General features: G+C 73.0%; 16 protein-coding genes. 4 read left to right on the top strand and 12 right to left on the bottom strand.

The annotated features are described in order from the left end of the window. Positions 1-102: 102 nt before the first annotated feature. From A3CQ_RS52705 to A3CQ_RS52700, 3 genes are all read right to left on the bottom strand, one after another. The gene (locus A3CQ_RS52705; protein WP_020511509.1) at positions 103-1,497 is read right to left on the bottom strand and encodes a GlnX family signal transduction membrane protein; all 1,395 of its coding nucleotides are present in this window, start codon (positions 1,495-1,497) and stop codon (positions 103-105) included. Between the two features lie 76 nt (positions 1,498-1,573). Further along, on the bottom strand, positions 1,574-2,455 hold the full coding sequence (locus A3CQ_RS0113695) for a DUF1266 domain-containing protein (RefSeq protein WP_020511508.1): 882 nt from the start codon (positions 2,453-2,455) through the stop codon (positions 1,574-1,576). Further along, a complete protein-coding gene (locus tag A3CQ_RS52700; RefSeq protein WP_051115239.1) occupies positions 2,452-3,297 on the bottom strand; it encodes a DUF1266 domain-containing protein in 846 nt (281 codons plus the stop codon). Before A3CQ_RS52700 ends, A3CQ_RS0113695 begins: the two co-directional genes overlap by 4 nt. A 77-nt stretch (positions 3,298-3,374) precedes the next feature. On the opposite strand from A3CQ_RS52700, the gene A3CQ_RS0113685 reads away from it, so the two are divergent. After that, entirely contained in the window at positions 3,375-6,479 is a 3,105-nt protein-coding gene (locus A3CQ_RS0113685; RefSeq protein WP_020511507.1) for an AfsR/SARP family transcriptional regulator, read from the top strand. On the opposite strand, the gene A3CQ_RS0113680 is transcribed toward A3CQ_RS0113685, so the two are convergent. Next, positions 6,454-6,807 carry a hypothetical protein gene (locus A3CQ_RS0113680; protein ID WP_020511506.1) on the bottom strand — a complete coding sequence of 118 codons (354 nt, stop codon included), beginning with the start codon at positions 6,805-6,807 and terminating at the stop codon, positions 6,454-6,456. The two genes, A3CQ_RS0113685 and A3CQ_RS0113680, sit on opposite strands and share 26 nt — an antisense overlap. A 557-nt stretch (positions 6,808-7,364) precedes the next feature. Between A3CQ_RS0113680 and A3CQ_RS0113675 the strand changes: the two genes are divergently transcribed. Then, positions 7,365-7,769: a nuclear transport factor 2 family protein gene (locus tag A3CQ_RS0113675; protein ID WP_020511505.1), complete on the top strand. Its 405-nt coding sequence runs from the start codon at positions 7,365-7,367 to the stop codon at positions 7,767-7,769. 66 nt (positions 7,770-7,835) lie between these two features. Continuing rightward, positions 7,836-8,474, top strand: coding sequence for a TMEM175 family protein (locus A3CQ_RS0113670; RefSeq protein WP_020511504.1), 639 nt, complete (start codon positions 7,836-7,838; stop codon positions 8,472-8,474). On the opposite strand, the gene A3CQ_RS0113665 is transcribed toward A3CQ_RS0113670, so the two are convergent. The 3 genes from A3CQ_RS0113665 to A3CQ_RS0113655 are packed head-to-tail and all read right to left on the bottom strand — an operon-like array spanning position 8,458 to position 12,663. Beyond that, positions 8,458-9,075: an ATP-binding cassette domain-containing protein gene (locus A3CQ_RS0113665; protein WP_020511503.1), complete on the bottom strand. Its 618-nt coding sequence runs from the start codon at positions 9,073-9,075 to the stop codon at positions 8,458-8,460. The genes A3CQ_RS0113670 and A3CQ_RS0113665 overlap by 17 nt on opposite strands. A gap of 2 nt (positions 9,076-9,077) precedes the next feature. Further along, entirely contained in the window at positions 9,078-9,905 is an 828-nt protein-coding gene (locus A3CQ_RS52695; RefSeq protein WP_020511502.1) for an ATP-binding cassette domain-containing protein, read from the bottom strand. After that, positions 9,895-12,663, bottom strand: a complete 2,769-nt coding sequence (locus A3CQ_RS0113655) for an FtsX-like permease family protein (protein ID WP_020511501.1) — start codon at positions 12,661-12,663, stop codon at positions 9,895-9,897. The genes A3CQ_RS52695 and A3CQ_RS0113655 overlap by 11 nt, the downstream gene beginning before the upstream one ends. Before the next feature lie 136 nt (positions 12,664-12,799). Between A3CQ_RS0113655 and A3CQ_RS52690 the strand changes: the two genes are divergently transcribed. Next, positions 12,800-14,230, top strand: a complete 1,431-nt coding sequence (locus A3CQ_RS52690; protein ID WP_084699050.1) for a right-handed parallel beta-helix repeat-containing protein — start codon at positions 12,800-12,802, stop codon at positions 14,228-14,230. Here the strand turns inward: A3CQ_RS52690 and A3CQ_RS0113645 are convergent. The 5 genes from A3CQ_RS0113645 to A3CQ_RS60730 form a co-directional block, all read right to left on the bottom strand. Then, positions 14,179-14,892 carry a polysaccharide deacetylase family protein gene (locus A3CQ_RS0113645; RefSeq protein ID WP_020511499.1) on the bottom strand — a complete coding sequence of 238 codons (714 nt, stop codon included), beginning with the start codon at positions 14,890-14,892 and terminating at the stop codon, positions 14,179-14,181. The two genes, A3CQ_RS52690 and A3CQ_RS0113645, sit on opposite strands and share 52 nt — an antisense overlap. Next, positions 14,886-15,776: a glycosyltransferase family 2 protein gene (locus A3CQ_RS57325; RefSeq protein WP_020511498.1), complete on the bottom strand. Its 891-nt coding sequence runs from the start codon at positions 15,774-15,776 to the stop codon at positions 14,886-14,888. Before A3CQ_RS57325 ends, A3CQ_RS0113645 begins: the two co-directional genes overlap by 7 nt. A 144-nt stretch (positions 15,777-15,920) precedes the next feature. Continuing rightward, positions 15,921-16,445 carry a carboxypeptidase-like regulatory domain-containing protein gene (locus A3CQ_RS57320; RefSeq protein WP_020511497.1) on the bottom strand — a complete coding sequence of 175 codons (525 nt, stop codon included), beginning with the start codon at positions 16,443-16,445 and terminating at the stop codon, positions 15,921-15,923. Positions 16,446-16,528: 83 nt separating this feature from the next. Continuing rightward, positions 16,529-18,436, bottom strand: coding sequence for a hypothetical protein (locus A3CQ_RS0113630; RefSeq protein WP_026205672.1), 1,908 nt, complete (start codon positions 18,434-18,436; stop codon positions 16,529-16,531). Positions 18,437-18,650: 214 nt separating this feature from the next. Beyond that, a complete protein-coding gene (locus tag A3CQ_RS60730) occupies positions 18,651-18,878 on the bottom strand; it encodes a hypothetical protein (protein ID WP_157295818.1) in 228 nt (75 codons plus the stop codon). Between the last annotated feature and the right edge of the window lie 87 nt (positions 18,879-18,965).

The raw sequence follows: 18,965 nt of genomic DNA, 5'->3' as shown, positions 1-18,965 counted from the left end.
CGCCCGGCGGCCCGGTGATTCACCGGGCGCGATCCCCCCTCCCGCGCAGTCCGTATCGGCGCGGCGTGTCGCGGAACCCCCAAGCCTCCCGCCGCCCCGCGCCTAGTGGTATTCGGCGAGGCGCGGGCGGACGCCGGCCAGCAGGAGGGCCAGGGCGATCAGCGTGGCCACGCCCGGAACCCATACCGAGCGGCCCAGGTCGCGCCGGTCGGCGTGGACGACGGAGTCGAAGGCGTGCGTGTTGACCGCGATCACGGCGGCGAGGGCGGCGTCGTAGCGGTCGAAGGCGTAGTTGGAGCCGCCCGGGGCGTAGCTGGTGCAGAGCCGGACCGCCGCGTCGCGTTGCCCGGACGAGGCAAGCTGCCGGATCCGCCGGTCGTCCTCCTGGTAGGCCTCGAACAGCTGGACCGTCCGTTCGGCCGCCGCGCGCTCGCCGGCGAACGTGATGTTGCCGAACTCGGTGCCCATCGCGCCGCCCCAGCCGACCTGACCGTGGTCGTGCCGGTAGGACGCCCACGCCGTGTCCAGCCGCTGGTCGTACGTCGCCAGGGTCGCGCCCGGCAGCTGAAGGATCTGCTGGGTCTTGCCGAGGAAGCCGGTCTCGTACTCGGCGGCGTGTGCGGGGTCGAGCAGGTAGCGGCTCTCGTCGGCGTTGGCGTCGTAGCTGATCGCCCGGGCCCGGGTGAGAGCGACGATCGAGTCGAAGGCGTCCTGCTTCTGGGTGTGCAGCCGGTTCGCGTGCAGGTCGAGCAGGACCAGGCTGCCGGCGGCGAGACCGACCAGCACGGCCGTGGCGGCGGCCGCGCCCGGATTCACGGTCCGGCGGAACCGGCGGCCCAGGAAGATCTGCAGCGCCACGAGCACAGCGATCAGAACGACCGCAACACCGGCGACAGCCGTCCGGGTCAGCGTGGCGGCGCGGCTCTCGGCGCGGTAGCCGTCGGTCAGCTTCCCGCGCTGACCGTCCACGATGTCCTGTGCCTGTCCCAGCAACGTCCGGCGCAGCAGGGTGGTGGCGAGCCGGTACGCCTCGGGCCGCTTGAGCAGCTCGGCCTGGGCGGCCAGCGCCTCGTACCGGCCCAGGCCGTCGAGCAGGTCGCGGATCCGGACGCCGGACGCGGCCAGCTCTTCGAGATCGGCGTACGCCTGCTGCCGGCGGCGGTCGAAGATCGCCTGGGCCTGCACCCGGGTGATCCCGAGATCGGTGGCGTCGCCGACCAGCAGGGCGTTGGCGAGCTGAGCATCCATGTCGTTGAGCGCGAAGTAGAGGTCGCTCGCGGCCTCCACCACCGGCGCCTCCCCGACGGCGAGACGCGACGTGGCGTGGTCGGCGCGGACCAGCTGGACGGTCAGCAGCACGCCGAGCACGACGGTCAGGGCGGCGGCCGCCGTGGTCAGGCGCCGCAGCCGCAAGGGGGTGTTCTCCGGTTCGCGGGCCGGGCGCCGCCGGGCGCGGCCCCCGCCGATCGGCCGATCGAGGGTGCTGGGCAGCGTCATGCTTTTGCTTCCGTCCGGTCGTCTCCACCGCTCGGTGCCGCCGAGAATTGAAGTGGGTCGAAGCCGACCGCCGGAGTTACGGGGAACGCTGCCGGTCGCCGAGGAGGGCGCCGTCGCCCTTCGAGCCGAACAGCGGGCTGCGCGGATCGGTCAGCAGCGCCGGCGCGGCGGTTCTCGCCCAGCGGATGGCCTCGGGGTCGCCGCTGAGGTAGGCGGGCAGGAGCTGGGCCGCGAGCAGCGTGCGGGACGACGGGTACCAGCGCCGGGCCAGTTCCCCGGTGCGGCGCAGGTAGTTGAGACCCCGCGTCCGGTCCAGCCACCCAGTAGCGACGGCGCCTCGGGCCAGGTGGACCCCCTGTCCCCAGTGGACGGCCAGGAGCGTGGGCACGTACTCGTCCCCGCCGAGGAGGCCGGCGCCGCGCAGTTCCTCCTCGGCGGCGGCGATGCGCTCGGCCGTGTCGTGCAGGGCCGCCACCGCCGGTTCCGGCAGCCGGGACCGGGACGCCCACTCGTCGATGGCGTGCGGCCAGAGTTCCGGGCCGCCCCGGCGGCGGTGCCGGATCACCTCCTCGATCCCGGCCAGCTGGTCGCCGACGGTCTCGGCCGCCGGGCCGAGCAGGTCGTTGACGCACCGGCCGATCGCGGTGGACACGTCCTCCTCGCCCAGCACCGACGTCCGGTACGGCTCGGCCCGCAGGCGCAGCTCCAGCTTGATCGCGCCGCGGGGGCGGCGGCAGCCGACGATGTCGAGGACCTCACCGGCCCGCAGCGCGGCCAGCGCCCCGACCGCGAGCGCGGTGGTGTAGTCGGTGACCGGCTGTGGCGCCTCGCCGGCGTACCGCGCGACCTCGGACGGTGGCGACGGCCGCCGACGCCGGCGGCGGTACGCCTCCCGCAGGGCCGCCGCGAGCAGGATCAGCCCGACGGCGGCCAGCAGGACCGGAAGACGAGGGTTCACGGCCAGGCCAGCGTCAGCCAGGGGCTCGCCGGGTCGGTGAACAGCGTCTGGTGCGGCTCCAGGACGGTGGCGTACCAGGTGTCGAACTCGTCGTTGTCGAACCGCAGGACCCGGCCGAGCGCGTAGCCGGCGGACAGGTCGCCCCACGAGGCGTAGCGGCCGTACGCCTGCTTGCCGGCCCTGAGGACGTACTCGATGGCCTGTTGTTCTTTGATGTAGCGCGCCTTGTAGCCCCAGCGGGCCATGTTCACGGCCCGGCCCCAGTCGTAGGCGAGGAGGCTGACGACGATGCCGCCGGGCGGCAGCAGGCCGTCAGCCCGGAACCGCTCCTCATAGGACAGCACCCGGTCGACGGTCGCGGTCATCTCGTCGAGCGTGGTCTCGGCGACGCCCTGCGCGCGGGCCCGGTCGGCGACGGCCCGCTTCCACGCCTCGGCGCCGGGCGTGCCGCCGAGCTCCTGGCGCACGTTGAGCACGAAGTCGGCCACCGGGTCACCGGTCTCGTCATCCAGCAGGTCCTCGAGGGTGTCGCGAAGCTTGCCCGCGCTGGTGATGTCCCACTGGTTCTTCAGGTTGTTGTAGATCTTCTGGGCGCTGTTCGCGTCGTCCTTGAGCGCGTTCCAGGACACGCCGTGGTTGAGCGACATGTGCGCGCCGACCGCGAGCGCGGTGGCCAGCTCGCCGGTGGTGGGCCGGCTCTGGTCGACCGCGACGACGTTGCGGAACGAGCGGGCCATGCCGCGGGCGCTGCGCGCGGCCGAGCGCACCCGCAGCACGATCTGCACGACGAAGGCGACGACCACGAGCGGCGCCAGGATGTAGACGAAGGTAGGGATCTGCACGCGCGCAAGCTAGGGGCAGCCGCGCGAGCCTCGCTCGCAATTCGCTATACCCGCAGGTGATTCACTAAGGTGCCCGGGTGGTCGAATCGCTGCGCTTCGAGCTGCTGGGACCGTTGCGGGCATGGCGGGGCGACACCGAGGTCGCGCTGGGCGGGGTCAAGCAGCAGACCGTGCTCGCGGTGCTGCTGCTGGAGGCCGGCCGGCCCGTCCCGGTCGACCGCATCGTCGCCACCGTCTGGGGAGCCGAGCCGCCGGCGAGCGTCACCCACCTCGTCCAGACGTACGTGAGCCGTCTCCGCCAGGTGCTGGACCTCCGTACCGAACTGGTCTCGACCGATGCCGGCTACCTCCTGCGGTTCGACCCCGCCCGGCTGGACGTCACCGCCTTCGACCGGCAGCTGGCCGCCGCCCAGCAGTCCCACGAGCGCGGCGACCGGGCCGCGGCCGCGAGTGAGGTGGCCGGCGCTCTCGCGCTGTGGCAGGGGGAGCCGCTGGGTGGACTGGCCGGCGAGGCGATCGACGCGGCCCGGCAGCGGCTCACCGAGCGGCGCCTGACCGCCCTCGAGCTGCGCGTCACGGTCGACCTCGACGCCGGCCGGCCCGCGGAGGCGATCGCCGAGCTGTCCCGGCTGGTGAAGGAGTTCCCGCTCCAGGAGCGGTTGTGGGCCCTGCTCATGCTGGCCCTCTACCGGGCCGATCGACAGGCCGAGGCCCTTCACGCGTACGCGACCGCGCGCGCCCTGCTCGTCGAGGAGCTGGGCGTGGAACCGGGCGCCGGCCTGGCTCGCATGCACCAGCGGATCCTGACCGCCGACCCCACTCTCGCCGGCCCGCCCCCGGCCGAGACTCCCGCCGCCGGTGGCTGGACCGCGCGCGACGACCTGCCCGCCGACGTCGCCGACTTCACCGGGCGGGAGCCGGAGCTGCGACGCCTGCTCGCCGGGCCGGACTCGGCCCCGCCGACCGCCGCGGTGGTGCTCGCGGTCGACGGCATGGCGGGTGTCGGCAAGTCCGCCCTCGCCGTGCACACCGCCCACCGGCTGGCCGGCCGCTACCCGGACGGCCGGCTCTTCCTCGATCTGCACGCGCACAGCGAGGGCCGCCCGCCGGTCGACTCGGCCGCCGCCCTCGACCTGCTGCTGCGGGCCGTCGGCGTGACCGGCGACGAGATCCCGGCCGACCTCGACGAACGGGCCGCCCGGTGGCGCGCCGAACTGGCCGGCCGCCGGGTGCTGCTGGTCCTCGACAACGCCGCCAATGCCGCCCAGGTACGCCCGCTGCTGCCGGGCACGGCCGGCTGCCTGACGCTGGTCACCAGCCGGCGTCGCCTCGCCGACCTGGACAGCACCGACGTCGTCTCCCTCGACATGCTGCGGCCCGGCGATGCCGCCGCGCTGTTCCACCGGATCCTCGGTCCCGGCCGGGCGCCGGTCAGCGCCGAGGACGTGGCCGAGGTGGTCGGCCTCTGCGACCGACTGCCCCTGGCGATCCGGATCGCCGCGGCCCGGCTGCGGGCGCGTCCAGCATGGACGGTGCGTCATCTGGCCGAGCGGCTGCGCGACCGGCGGCGGGTGCTGACCGAGCTGGCCGTCGGCGACCGCAGCGTGGCGGCCTCCTTCGCCCTCTCGTACACCCAGCTCACCGATGAGCAGCAGCGGCTGTTCCGGCTGCTCGGCCTCGCTCCCGGCGACTTCGGCGCGCACCTGGCCGCCGCCGTGGCGCACCTGCCGGTCGACCGCGCCGATCGCCTGCTCGACGAGCTGCTCGACGCGCACCTGGTGCAGGAGCCGGCGCCCGGCCGCTACCGCTTCCACGACCTGCTCCGCCACCACGCGCACGCCGCCGCCCTGGCGACCGAGGAGCCCGCCGCGCGCCACGACGCCCTCGGCCGGATGCTCGACCAGTACCTGCACACCGCGACCCAGGCGGCCGACACGCTCTTCCCGCGCACCCGGCACCAGCGCCCGAGCCCGGCCGCCCCACCCACCGCGATGCCGCCGTTCGCCGACGCCGCCGACGCGCGCGAGTGGCTGGACGCCGAGCGCGTGAACCTGGTCGCCGCGGTCGGCCTCGCCGCCACGAGCGGACGGCACGCGCACGCGACCGGGCTCGCCGCGACGCTGCGCCTCTATCTGGACAGCGGAACTCATCATGTGGACGCTTCCGCCGTACACAACCATGCTTTGAATGCGGCACGGGAAGCCGGCGATCGCGCCGGCGAGGGCGAGGCACTGCACAACCTCGCGAAGGTTTGCTGGCGGCTCGGCCGTTACGACGAGGCCGACGCCCTGCTGCGGCAGGCGTTGCCGATCCTCGGCTCCGACCCCGGAGTCCTCGAGACGCTCGGCGCGACCCGGTTCAGCCTCGGCCGCTACGACGACGCCATCGAGAGCTACGGCCGGGCCGCACGAATCCACCGCGACCGCGGCGACCGGGTGGCCGAGGCGACCGTGCTCAACAACATCGGCGTCATCCAGGAGCGACAGGGCCGCTATCGCGAGGTGCTGGCCCTGTGCGAGCAGGCCGGCGACATTTACCGCGCGTACGGCGACCAGCAGGGCGAGGCCGATGCTCTGTGCAACGCCGGCAACGCCCTCTGGCGCCTGGGCCGCCACGACGAGGCCCTGGAGAACCTGACCCGCGCGCTGGTCGTCCACCGCGAGACCGGCGACCCCGGCTGGGAGGCACACGCCCTGAATAGCCTCGGCAACGTGCTGAGCAGCCTGGGCCGCCACCGCGAGGCGATCGACCACTGCGACGAGGCCCTGGCCATCCAGCGCCGCACCGGCGAGCGCGCCGAGGAGGCCGCCACCCTCAGCGACCGAGGCGTCATCCGCCGCCTGCTCGGCAAGCACACCGAGAGCCTCGACGACCTGAACGCGGCGCTCGAGATAGCCCGCGAGACCGGCGACCGGGGCCTGGAGATCCAGGCACTCAACGGCCTAGGTGAAACGTTGCACGCCCTGTCCCGCCCCGCCGACGCGCGCGCCCGCCACACGACCGCCCTGGCCCTGGCCCGCGACACCGGCGACCGCATCGAAGAGGCCCGAGCACACGACGGCCTGTCCCGCACCGTGCCCGACCCGGCCGCGGCCCGCGCCCACCGAGACCAGGCCCTGGCGATCTACGCCGACCTGGAGGTCCCCGAGCCCGACCTCACCGGCACACCGTCCCCAGGCTGAGAAACAGGCAGCACGACCCCACCACCGCCACCACAACCGCTCCCACCGCCCGCGCCGCGATCTCGCCCCCGCCGCGCCCCCGCCACGTGACCGGCAGCGCTTGTTCGACCCCGATCAGCACGACCCACACGAGCAACACGAGCGGCAGATAGAGATCCCATGCGGAGTTCGCGAATGCGCTGGCATTCCCGTTCCCGCCATAGTTCGGACATTCCGCCCGCTGCGTGACCGGCCGCAAGAACAGCAACAACCCGCCGATCGCGACCCCACCCACCAGGAGCGCCCAAAACCCACCGAGCGCCGACGGCCGCGACCCCTTCCCGATCATCGCGCCAGCCTAGGTCCACCCCACCACCCCACCCACTTTGCTCTGCGCACCTATACGCGCCGCTCTGCGCACCTGTACGCGCCGCTCTGCGCACCGATACGCGCCGCTCTGCGCACCGATACGCGCCGCTCTGCGCACCGATACGCGCTGCTCTGCGCACCGATACGCGCTGCTCTGCGCACGTGGACGCTCTGCTCTGCGCACCTATACGCGCACTGCCCGGCATGGACCTGCAAAGCCCGGGCCATGGCGCGCCCAGCCCGGCCAGCCGCCGACCGCGGCGGGCCGCACCGGGCGCGACCAGGCAGATGCCCGGGCCGTGGCACGCTCTGCCCGGCCAGCCGCCGACCGCGACGGGCCGCACCGGGCGCGACCAGGCAGCGCTCGGGCCATGGCACGCTCAGCCCAGCCGCCCGCTGACCGCGACCGAGCCGCCACGCACCGCGACCAGGCAGGTCCCGGGCCGTGGCAAGTCCAGCCGCCGCGGGGCGTATAGGTGCGCAGAGCAAAGTGCCGTACAGCGTGGCACTGTGGCAGCGGGCGGCTTCGGAGGGGGTATGGCGATGGACGCGGAGACCAGGGCGGCGATCGAGGAGCACTGGCGGGCCTCGGAGCGGGGGGATACCGAGGCTGAGCACGCCATCTACGACCCGGAGGCGATCCTCGACTACCCGCAGTCGGGGGAGCGGTTCCGGGGGCGGGCCACGATCGCGGCGCAGCGGGGTGGGCATCCGGCCGAGCGGCACTTCACCGTATTGCGGATCTCCGGGGGCGGGGGGCTTTGGGTGAGCGAGTGCGTGATCACTTATGACGGGGTGCCCAGCTACTCGGTCAGCATCATGGAGTTCGCCGGTGGCATGGTGGTGCATGAGACGCAGTACTTCGGGGAGGCGTTCGGATCGCCCGAATGGCGGGCCGCGCTGGCCGAGGCGATGCCGGGGCGGAGCATCGAGCGGGCCTGACTGTCACGAAATCGCGGGCTGGCCGGTCTTGCTGCACGAGGGCGAGTTCGAGAGGGGGCGGGCGGAGTGCGGACCAGCCGGCTGGAGGCGTTCAGCGATGGCGTGCTGGCCATCATCATCACGATCATGGTGTTGGAGTTGAAGCCGCCGGAGGGGCATGACCTGGCCGACCTGGTGCACACGAGCGGGGTCGGGCTGCTCACCTACCTGCTGAGCTTCCTCTACGTCGGGATCTACTGGAACAACCACCACCACATGTTCCACCTGGTGCGGCGCGTCCGGGGCGGGGTGCTGTGGGCGAACCTCGGGCTGCTGTTCTGCATCTCGCTGTTCCCGTTCACCACGGCCTGGGTGGAGGAATCGAGTTTCGCGCCGACGCCGGTCGTCGTGTACGGGGTGAACCTGCTCGCGGCCGGCCTGGCGTACGTCATCCTGCAGACGGTGATCATTCGGCAGGAGGGTGAGGAGTCGCTGCTGCGGGAGGCGGTCGGCGCGGACGTCAAGGGCAAGGTCTCCGCGGTCGTCAACCTCGCGGGCGTGCTCTGCGCGCTGCTGATCGACCGGGACGGGCACGTCGGCGCCGCGATCGCGATGACCTGCTACACCGCGGTGGTGGTCCTGTGGATCGTCCCGGACCGCCGCATCGACCGGGTGGTCCGGCGACACGAGCAGGAGCAGGAGGAGGCGGCTAGGCCGGCTCCGTGAGGACGCGTCCGGAGGCCAGCCGCACGACGGTGTCGGCGACGTCGATGACCCGCTGGTCGTGGGTGGCCACGACAGCGAGCGTCCCGGCGCCGACCGCCGCGCGCAGGGCGTCGAGCACCAGGTGCACGTGCTCGTCGTCCTGATGGGCGGTCGGCTCGTCGAGGACGGCCACGGCCGGCGACAGGACCAGCGCCCGGGCCAGCGCGGTCCGCTGCTGCTCGCCCAGTGACGTGTCCCGGGCCGGGCGGGCGGCGATGGTCGCGAGCCCGAGCCGGTCGAGGAGGCCCTCCGCCGAGTCCCGGCCGCGCAGACCGGCCGGGAGCAGCACGTTCTCGGCCACCGACAGCTCCGGCTCGAGCGCCAGCCGCTGCGGCAGCAGAGACACGGTGGCCCAGTCCGGCGCTGGGAAGGGCGGCCGCTCCGCCACCAGCACCTCGCCGGACGAGGGACGCATGACGCCGGCGATCAGGTGGCACAGTGTCGACTTCCCGGAACCGGACCGCCCGGCCAGAACGGCCAGCCGGGCCGGCGGCAGCGACAGGCTCACCTCCCGCAGCACCCCGCGGGCGTGGCTGACCGAGCGCACCTCCACCAGGGCCATCGCTACTCCGCCCGCCGCAGCTCGACGTGCCCGTCCACGACCGTGACCACCACGCGCCGGTCGGGGAAGAGCGGCAACGCCTCCGGCGGCAGTTGCAGCCGGCCCTGCCCGTCGATGGTTGTGGTGTGGTCGCGCCCGGCGTCCTGCGAGCCGGAGAGCACCCCGTGCCGGAACCGGTAGACCGTGTCGGCCGCGGCGATCGCGCGGGCGTCGTGGGTGGCGACGACGACGGCGCTGCCCTGCGAGGCCCGGTCGCGCAGCAACCGCAGCACCAGCGCCGCCGAGTCGTCGTCGAGCTCGGCCGTCGGCTCGTCGGCCACCAGCAGCGCGGGTGCGCCGACCGCGGCCGCGGCCACCGCTAGGCGCTGCTGCTCGCCACCCGACAGCACGGCCGGCTTGGCCCGCGCCACCTCCTCGAGATCCACCTCGGCGAGCGACGCGCGGGCGGCATTGTCGTCGCAGGGCACGCCGCGCAGGCGGGCCATCTCCAGGATCTGGCCGAGGGCGTCCAGCTGCGGGAACAGGCTGTGCGTCGGCCGCTGCGCGACCCATCCGATCTCCCGGCGGCGCAGGCTCTGCAGCTGACGCCGGGACAGGCCGGCGACCAATCGGCCGCGGTGCCTCAGCTCACCCCCGGCGGGGCGTTCCCGCATCGCCAGTACGGCGAGAAGCGTCGACTTCCCGCTGCCGGAGGGCCCGGTGACCGCGCTGATCCGGCCACCGCGCACGGCGATGTCGACCCCGCGCAGGGCCTGGGTGGGCCCGGTCGGAGCGGCGTAGAGCTGGAGCAGGTCGCGCCCCTCCAGCAGCGGCGCGCTGTCAGTCGTCACGGTAGGACACCTCCTCGGCGGCCGAGCCGGACGCGGTCAGCGCCACCGCGAGCACGATGGCCACGACGGCGGCCCCGGCCGTGATCGCGACGGCGGCGGGGGAGAGCTGGAACGCGAACCGCGGCCGCAGCCCGGGCTGGTCGTCGAGCAGCCGCCCGCCGAGCGGGGCGAGCGCGGCCACCCCGGCCACCGCGGCGGCGAACGCGACCACCGCGAGCAGCACGAACTCGAGCGCCCGCGCCCGGCGCACCCGCGAGCGGCCGAGCCCGACCCGGGCCAGCATGAGGTCGGCCGGCCGCCGCAGGACGGCCGTGCGCTGGGCGTAGAGGCAGAGCGTCAGGACCGCCAGCAGCGCGAGGTAGCCGGCGATCGCGACCTGGTAGCCGCGGGCCCGGGCCGTCCCCACGTACGCGGCGTCCGACCGCAACTGGGCGGCGGTATCGACCCGCTCCGGCTTGACGCCGTGCGCGGCGGCCACCGTCTGGATCGCGGCCGGGCCGCCGGAGCTCCACAGCGTGGCCTGCGCGACCTGGGCCCCGGGCGGCATCGCGGTGAGCGGCTTCAGGCGCGGGTCGTCGATCCCGAGGTTGCCGAGCACCTGATCGGCGGCGGCCACGTACATCGGACGACCCCGCATGCCGGGGAACGCCTCCGCGCGGGCGACCACCGTGAAGTTCTGGGTGTCGAAGCCGACCTTCATCGGGAACGCGTCGAGGCTCGCGGAGGCAGGATCGGCAACGGCGATGACGCGTACGGAACCCTCGGACGTCCCCGGATCGGCGGCGAGCTTGGCCACCGCGTCCCGGGCCGCGGCCAGGTCGGCGCCCTGCCCCCACAGCGCGACCCCGGCGAACCGGGCCGGGTCGATGATCAGCAGGTCCTTCTGCTCGGCATCGACGGGACTGAGCACGTCGGTGTGCCAGACCACCGTGTCGCCGGCCGGCAGCGGCGGCACCCGGACCCCGGGGACCGGCCCGGTCGGCGGCAACTCGTGCGGCCCGAGGCGCGGCGGCGACACCGCGCCCGGGTCCAGCACGTACGAGCCCTCAAGCGGCGCCACGGCCTCGGCGCCCGCCGCCACGGCGATCCGGTCCTCGGCGGTGCCGGCCGTCGAGTCCACAGCCGACAGTGCGAACAGGAGCATGCCGAGGCCGGCGGTCACCACGACGACCGCGAGCCGTCGCTCGGCGCCGCCGGAGCCCAGCCGCCGCCGGGCCAGCCAGACGACGGCGCGCCCCGGCGAGGGCGGCAGCGACGTGCGGCGGCGCCCGGCGAGCCGGCCCGGCAGCCCGCCGGCCACCACCCCGATGGCCGCCAGCACCAGCAACGGCACGAGCAGGTCGACCCCGCCCGAGGGTCCACCGGCGCCGGCCAGCCCGCCCGCCGCGACGAGGGCGGCGACCACCAGCATCGCGGCCCACGGGAGCTGCCGTCTTGCGGTTGCCGGCGGTACGGGCCGTACGCGCCGAAATGCCGCGGCCGCGCCCACCGCACCCACGGTGAGCAGACCGCCCAGCGCGGCCAGACCGGCGGCCCGGGCCGCCGGAAGAAGGGAATCCTCGATGGCGCCGGGCGGACCCAGCCGGTCCACCAGCTGCCACGCGACCAGCCAGCCCAGCGCCGCGCCGAGCGCGGCCGGCAGCACGTGCTCGAGCAGCCACAGCCCGCCGATCCGCGCCGAGGACATGCCGGCGGCCACCGCGTGCGAGAGCTCCCGGTCGCGGCGCCGCGCCGACAACAGGGCAACGGCCAGCACCGAGGCGAGCCCCACCGCGATCGCCGCCCACTCCACCGGCCGGGTGCGATGGCGCACGGTGTCGGTCGTCGTCCGCGCGGCGGCGACGATGCGCCCGATGCCGCTGGCGAAGCGGAACGCCAGCGGGCTGTCCCGCTCACCCTCGGGCGGTGTCCGGGTCGCGTACTCGCGCCGCAGCTCCTCCACGGCGGCGGCGGTCCGGGCCGCCTCGGCCATCGTCGTGCCCGGCGCCAGCGCCGCCTCCACCGACCAGAAGATCTGGTCGTGCACGGCCCGGGCCAGCGGCTCCACCGTCGCGACATCCCCGACCAGGAGGTACGCCGGAAGCGTCTGGTACTCGGTGTCGCCGGGCGTATCGCCGTGCCGCAGCACCCAGCGATGGCTGCCCGGCACGTCGGCGGGCAGCCGGCCGCCCTCGTCGACCTCGTAGATGCCGGCCACCGCACTCGTGGTCCGATACCGCTCGCCCTGCGTGCCGATGACGACGGTGAGCGTGATCGGATCGCCGGGCTTCGCGCCGAGGTTCGCGGCCATCGGCCGCGGGATCCACAGCCCGGCCCGACCGGAAGGCGGGCCGACGGGCACCAGTTCGGCGGCCGGATCGCCGACGGCGAAGAAGCGACCCCGGTCCGTCCGGGCGCCGTCGGCGACGGTGAGCTCCCAGAACCGCGGCGCCGCCAGCTCCAGGCCGATCGAGCCGCCGGTCAGGTCGGGCTCGGTGAGGTTCGGGATCGTCCGCACGTCGTCGACGACGGCCTGCTGGTCGGCGCTCTTCGAGCCGACCGCCGCCGAGAGCCGCACCACCGCGGCGTCGTCCTGCCGCGCGGTCGCCGGGATCTGTCCGCGGCGCAGCTGGAAGGTCGCGTTGTCGGAGGCCTCGGCGAACATCGGCGCCGCCGCCCCGGCCGCGGCCGGCACCAGGAACGCCAGCACGATCAGCAGCGACCAGGCGCGCTGGCGCAGACCGCCGAGGGCGGCGGCGGCCGTGAGGCGATCACTCACGTCAGCGCCCCCCTTCGCCCGGCTCATGAACGCTACAACACGCGGGCGCGCTCCCACAGCCCCCCGGCCGGAGCCGAAACGCGCACTCCGAATTGAACGTTTGCGCTGGTGAGAGCGTTGCGCGATAGTACGGCCCATGTGGACCACCAGACGCGCGACGGCAGTCATGGTCACCGCCGCAACCGTCGTCCTCGGGCTCCCGGCCTCCGCGGCCCAGGCGCACGGCGGGACGACGCTCTATGTGTCACCGAAGGGATCCGACTCCGCGGCCGGCACGGCACGGCATCCCCTCCGCACGCCCCAGCTCGCCGTGGACCGTCTCGGTCGCGACGGCGGGACCGTGCACCTCGCCGGCGGGACGTACGCCCGGCAGCGAATTGTCATCAAGGAACGCGCCCATGTCGCGGTGCTGGCGGCGGCCGGCGCCGTGCTCGACGGCAAGGGCCTCACCGTGCCCGACGACCGGAGCGGCATGGTCGAGATCCGCGACAGCTCGGACATCACTGTCGACGGGCTCACGGTGACCGGCTACCGCACGCGCTCGCTCGACGGCGTGCCGATCGGCATCTACGTGACCGGCTCCGGCCACGGCATCCGGCTCACCGGCAACCACATCCATCACCTCGGCAACGACAACGGCACGCTGGGCAGCTTCGACATGAACGCGCACGGCATCGCCGTCTACGGCACCAGCGCCACGACGCCGATCTCGGACGTCCGCATCGACGGCAACGAGCTCGACCATCTGGTGCTCGGTGCGAGCGAGACTCTGGTGCTCAACGGCAACGTCGACGGCTGGTCGGTGACCCGCAACGTCATCCACGACAACAACAACATCGGCATCGACGCGATCGGGTTCGAGGGCACCATCTCCGGGCCGGCCCGGTTCACCGACGTCAACCGGGCGCGCCACGGCCTCATCGCGGGCAACCGGGTCTCCCGCATCATCAGCGAGGGCAACCCGGCGTACTGGGAGGACGGCTCCTGGTGCAACTGCGCCGACGGTATCTACGTCGACGGCGGCGGCGAGATCACCATCACCGGGAACGTGGTGGACGCCTCCGACATCGGCATCGAGGTCGCCTCGGAATGGCGCGAAGGGCGGACCAATGCCGTCACGGTCACGAATAACACGGTGACCAACAGTCGGTATACCGGTCTGGCCATTGGTGGTTATGACCAGGATCGTGGCGAGGCGTTCGACATCACGGTCACGGGAAACGTGCTGCGGGGCAACAACACTCTGGATGACGGGTCGCCGGAGATGCTGCTGCAGTACTACGTCCACGACACGACGATCACCCACAACACGGTCATCGCGACGAACGACCAGCCCGTCCTGCTCTACCGCGACGAGCCGGCCGGCAGCCCCGACAAGAACGCCCGCGTCGTGCTCAACCACAACGTCTACGGCGGCCCCGTCCCCGCCGGCCAGGAGCTTTACTACTGGAACGGCGAGGAGCAGCAAGGTCTGAAGGCCTATCAGGCCGCGAGCGGCCAGGACAAGAAGAGCATTTACCGGTACGCCGGGACGCCGAGCAGTTCGTCGACGGTGACGAAGCGGTAGCCCCGTTCGAGGAGGCCGTCGACGGTGAGCTCGACGGCCTTCACGGTCTGCGCGCGATCGCCGACGCGGCCGTCGAAGCCGTCGTGGAAGATCAGGATGCTGCCGGGCCGCGTCTGCTTGAGCGCCCGGCGGGCCATCGCGGCGCCGTCGCGGTGGAACACCTCCAGCGGATGGCAGAAGACTCCGGCGACCGGCTCCAGGTTCCGCCGCCGGAGCATCCGCAGCAGCAGGGGCTGGCGCCACAGCCACGGCGTGCGCACCAGCGCCGGCGTACGGCCGAGGTGCTCGCGCAGAAGCTCCTGGGTCTGGTCGACCTCGCGCCGGAAGGCGCCCGGCCTCAGATACGTGCTGAACCGATGGGTCAGCGAGTGATTGCCGACCACGTGCCCGGCCGCCACGATCCGGGCGGTGGTCTGCGGATACCGCTCCACACACCGCCCCACCTGGAAGAACGTGCCCCGGATCCCGCGACTCTCCAGAAAATCGACAATCTCCGAGGTGTACGGCTCGTTGGGCCCGTCGTCGAAGGTGAGTGCCACCACCCGATCGGCCGGGTCGCGCCCGCCCCGATACGGATAGCGCCCGAAGACCTGTGAGAACGGCGCCATGAAGAACACGTACGCGAGCAGCACCAGCGCCACGACGATGCCGAGGACTACCACCGGACGTCACCCGAGAACGAGCGCAGGTGCATGTAGCTCACCGCGGTGTCCGCCTTGCCGGCTAGGTACGCCCAGGGTTGCTGGAACGCCAGCAGCGACACCCCGGCGACCAGCCCCGCCGCCGCGAGCCGCAACCGGTGTGAGGGCCGTCTTACCGTGCTGTCCCGGTAGGCGGGCGCCGATCCGATGACGCGTCGCCCGAACATCCGATTCAGCGCGTACGCGGCGAAGTAGAAAAGGAAAAGAGAGACGAACACGTTGTAGAAGAACCCGCGGCTGAACCGCCGCCCCGAGGTGAGCGTCGGGTTCCCGCCGTCATAGACGACCCGGCCCCGGGCCCGCAGCTTGCGGAGCAGGTCGAGCTCGTCCCCGCCCTGGGTGAGCCGGACGTCGTAGCCCTCCCACTGGTCCCGGCGGAACGCGATGTTCGTGGCCGAGACGTAGAGCGTGCGGCCCGTCGCCCGGTAGACCAGCCCGACCCCGCCGAACAGCGCCCGGGCGAAGACCGGTCCCCACGCCGGCCCGTCCACGTACCGGCAGGGCCCGACCACCGCGACCACGTCGTCCCCAGAGCGGAAACCGCGGTCGATCTTCGCAAGCCAATCCGGCGGGTACGTCGTGTCGGCGTCGGCCGAGATGACGATCTCGCCGGAGCTCGCCCGGGTGCCGGCCTGCCGGGCGTTGCACACGCCCGGCGCGGCCTCGGTGACAACCCTGGCGCCGAGGCCGCGTGCAATCTCGGCGGTCTGGTCCGTGCAGTTGTTGTCGACCACCACTATTTCGTACGCCCCGTCGAACTCCTGCCGCTGAAGGGACCGGATCGCCTCGGCGATGTAGGCCTCCTCGTTGAAGCAGGGGATGACGACGCTGAACCGGTATGTCATGCTCCTCAGCCTGGAACCCGGGGGTGGCCGGGGCCATCCATGATCACCCCGATTCAACCCCGAGATTCGTGCCAGGGGCGTTGCCGGCCATCCACGGTCAGGAAACGGTCGCCGCGTCGGATGGCGGCATCTCGTGCCGTGCGCCTAGCGCGGGCCCGTGTTGAGCCGGATGGTGATCGTCGTGTAGCGCCCGGCGGGGACCCTGACCTGGCGGATCGTCGGGCGTCGGCTGTTGCCGGCGCCGACCGGGGTTGCCCGGATCGCGTAGCTGCCCGCCGGTAGAGCGACCGTGAACCAGCCGTCGGCGTCGGAGTCGACCGTGGCGAGGGTGGTCCGGCCGGTCTGGTTCAGGACCACCACGCGGGCCCGCACCGGCGTGCCGGGGCAGGGCGGGTCGGCGCGGTCCGCCGGGCAGTTCACGACGACGGTCCGGCCCCGCAGTCCGGTGCCGGCGGGTGGTGGGGCGGTCGTCGCCGGCGTGCTGGACGGCGCCGAGGAGGTCGGCGCGGGAGCGGCCGTCGAGGGGGTGGAGGCGGCCGGTTGCGGCTGCCGCGAGATGGTGCGGGTGGGCGGGCTCGCCGGCGGCGCGCCGGACCCGCAAGCGGCCGGCGCCACGGCGAGGACCGCGGCGAGGACCGCGGTCAGCGGACGAGACGGTGCGCATGGCATTCCGGTTGGACGGTCCGGTCGGATGGCCGGTTCCGGCTGGTCCGGGCCGCCCCGGTTCGCGGGGCGGCCCGGCACTCAGCGGTTCACGGCCGGATCAGGCTGATCCTGGTGGCCCAGTTGGCCAGCGCGGTGCGGGTGCCGCCGCAACTGCCGAACGGGGCGGCCTCGTACTCGGCCAGGGTGCAGGTTTGCGCGATGTATTCGGCGGCGATCCAGATGTTCGCCCCGTCGACCGCGGTGGCGCCGTAGTCGCCCCAGCGTGGCCGCGGCGGGTCGCCGAACGCCTTGTAGCCGCTGAAGCCGTCCTGCGGCCCGACGCCGGCCTTGGCCAGGTAGATCGCGCCGGCCCCGGTGCGCCCGTCGAACGCCGAGTACGCCGCGGACGGGTAGTACCCGTCGCCGACCAGGGTGAACGACATGACGCCGTGGCCGTCGGCGTTGACGCCGATCGCGGGATACGTCAGGTTGTTCCCGGCGAGGCCGAGCTGGCCCTGCGTGACCAGGCCGGCCCGGAGGGCGCCGTGCGAGAGCTCCGGCCGGACGATGTACCAGCCGATGCCCGCCTTGGTGGCGCCGCCGACGGTGACCGCCGTGTCCAGCGCGCCGTACAGCTTGCCGCCCGTGTAGGTCACCTGCTGCATGCGGGTGTCGTTGCTGTCCAGCGGCGACTCGACCTCGGGTTTGGCCGGGTCGGGCGCGCCGAGCAGGAACGTGGCACACGGGTCGTCGTTGAGGCACTCGGCCAGCGGGATGGACCCCGGCTTCTGGTTGGAGAGCGGCGGCAGGGAGTACCGGCGCACGCCGACCCGGGTGTCCTGCAGTCGCACGTCCGGCCGGTTCGTGTCCAGCGATCTCGTGTTGGTCAGCGACCAGGTCACGATGCTGGTCGAGACGTAGTCCTGGGTGCCGGTGGCCTCCTCGGCCGCGTTGGACGACAGGAAGTACGCCGTGCCGTTCTGGCCCTGCTCGTAGTCCCTGGTCGACGGCGACTGTGCCGGCCAGATGGTGAAGCCGTTGCGGCCCTGGTCGGCCGCGGTCGTGTCGAGCTGGGTGACCAGCACGTCGGCGTCGCCGCGAGCGAGCGCCCGCTTGCTGAACGCGTACACCTGCGCGCTGTTGTACTCGGTGCCGAAGAACGAGTACTCGTTGGTCGTGAGGTAGAACCCGTTCGCGTCGACGCCGATGTGCGGGTAGTCGCCGATGCACGGGCAGTGCGGGTGCACCGGGGTGCCGTTGGTGCCGTCGTCGGTCACGTCGAGGCGGTAGATGTCCCAGGTGCCGGTCGGGTCCGCGGTCACCGCGATGTCGAGGTGGTTGTCGCCGGTCAGCTCGCCGTCCTCGGTCGACTCGAGAGTGAGCACGACCAGGAAGAAGCGGCGCGTCGTGGGGTCGTACAGGCAGCTCGGATCGGTGAGCTCGGGTCCGAAGACGCCGGTCGTCCGGTCGATCGTCGGTGGGTACCCGAAGAACGTGTTGAGGTCGACGACGCCGGTCTGCCCGCTGCCGTCCGGGTTGTACACCCGGAAGGCATCGTTGACGGCCTCGACGACGTGGCCGTTGCCGACGCACAGGCCCTGGTCCGGTGGTTCCAGGCTGAACTGGTTGCCGTTGTTGGCGGTGCGCTGGTCGCGGTGGTTGATCCCGTCGAAGCTGTGCAGCAGTCGCGGGTTGGTGTGCACTGTGCCGGCCGCGCTCGCCGCGTCCTTCAGCGTGCTCGGCGCGCGGCGCGACGGGGCCAGGCTGCGGTGCGCGCCGGTCGGCGCCGAGGCGGTCGCGGCGAACCCGGCGTCCGGCCCCTCGTCCTGGCGCACTTCGGTGGCGAGCGAGGCGGGCAGCCCGGTGCCGGTGCCGGTCACCTTGTACGAGCCGGTACCGACCTTGTGCACGAGGCGCGGGCCGGCCGGGGCCGCCGACGCGCTCGAGGGGACGCCGAGTGAAGCCAGGATGATGGCGAACGCGGCGCCTGCGACCAAGGAACGTGTCCTGAACATGGATCTCCTTCATCGATGAAGGCATCCACCCGCGTGCGATAGGGAATCACGCAGGGTGATCGGTCGATGGCAAGTCTCGGCGCGTCGCGGGCGCTTGGGAAGGCCGGATGGAAAAGCCGTCGCTTTGATCACCACAAATGCGCTAAGCCGTATTCCGCCCGGAACCTCAGCATCGAAAGGCAAGTGCCCGAAGCGCGCGCCCACGCATAGGCGTTTATGATCGTGGTGGCTGGACGTTGTCGCGCATCACCATGATCTGCATGGTAAAGGCGTCGGCCATCGAAGGGGATGGCACGGCCGGCGCCAGCGAGATTCGGCCTCGGCCAATCGCGGCGGCATCGAAGGTGTGGCTGGGCGCCGCCGCGGCGCTGCCGTCGAGCCGGAGGATGTCAGCCGGGTACTCGGTCACCCGCCAGCCGCCGGGCCGGTCGGGCGCGGTCACCTGGAGGCGGTCACCGACGCGGAGTACGACCTCGCCGTTCTGACTCCCGGGGCCGACCTGTCGAAGGTGCGGCATGACCGTGGCCTC

This window comes from Paractinoplanes globisporus DSM 43857 (genome assembly GCF_000379645.1).
Lineage (GTDB): Bacteria > Actinomycetota > Actinomycetes > Mycobacteriales > Micromonosporaceae > Actinoplanes > Actinoplanes globisporus.
The sequence above is the reverse complement of the archived record's forward strand: the minus strand, read 5'-3'. Positions and strand labels throughout refer to the sequence as shown.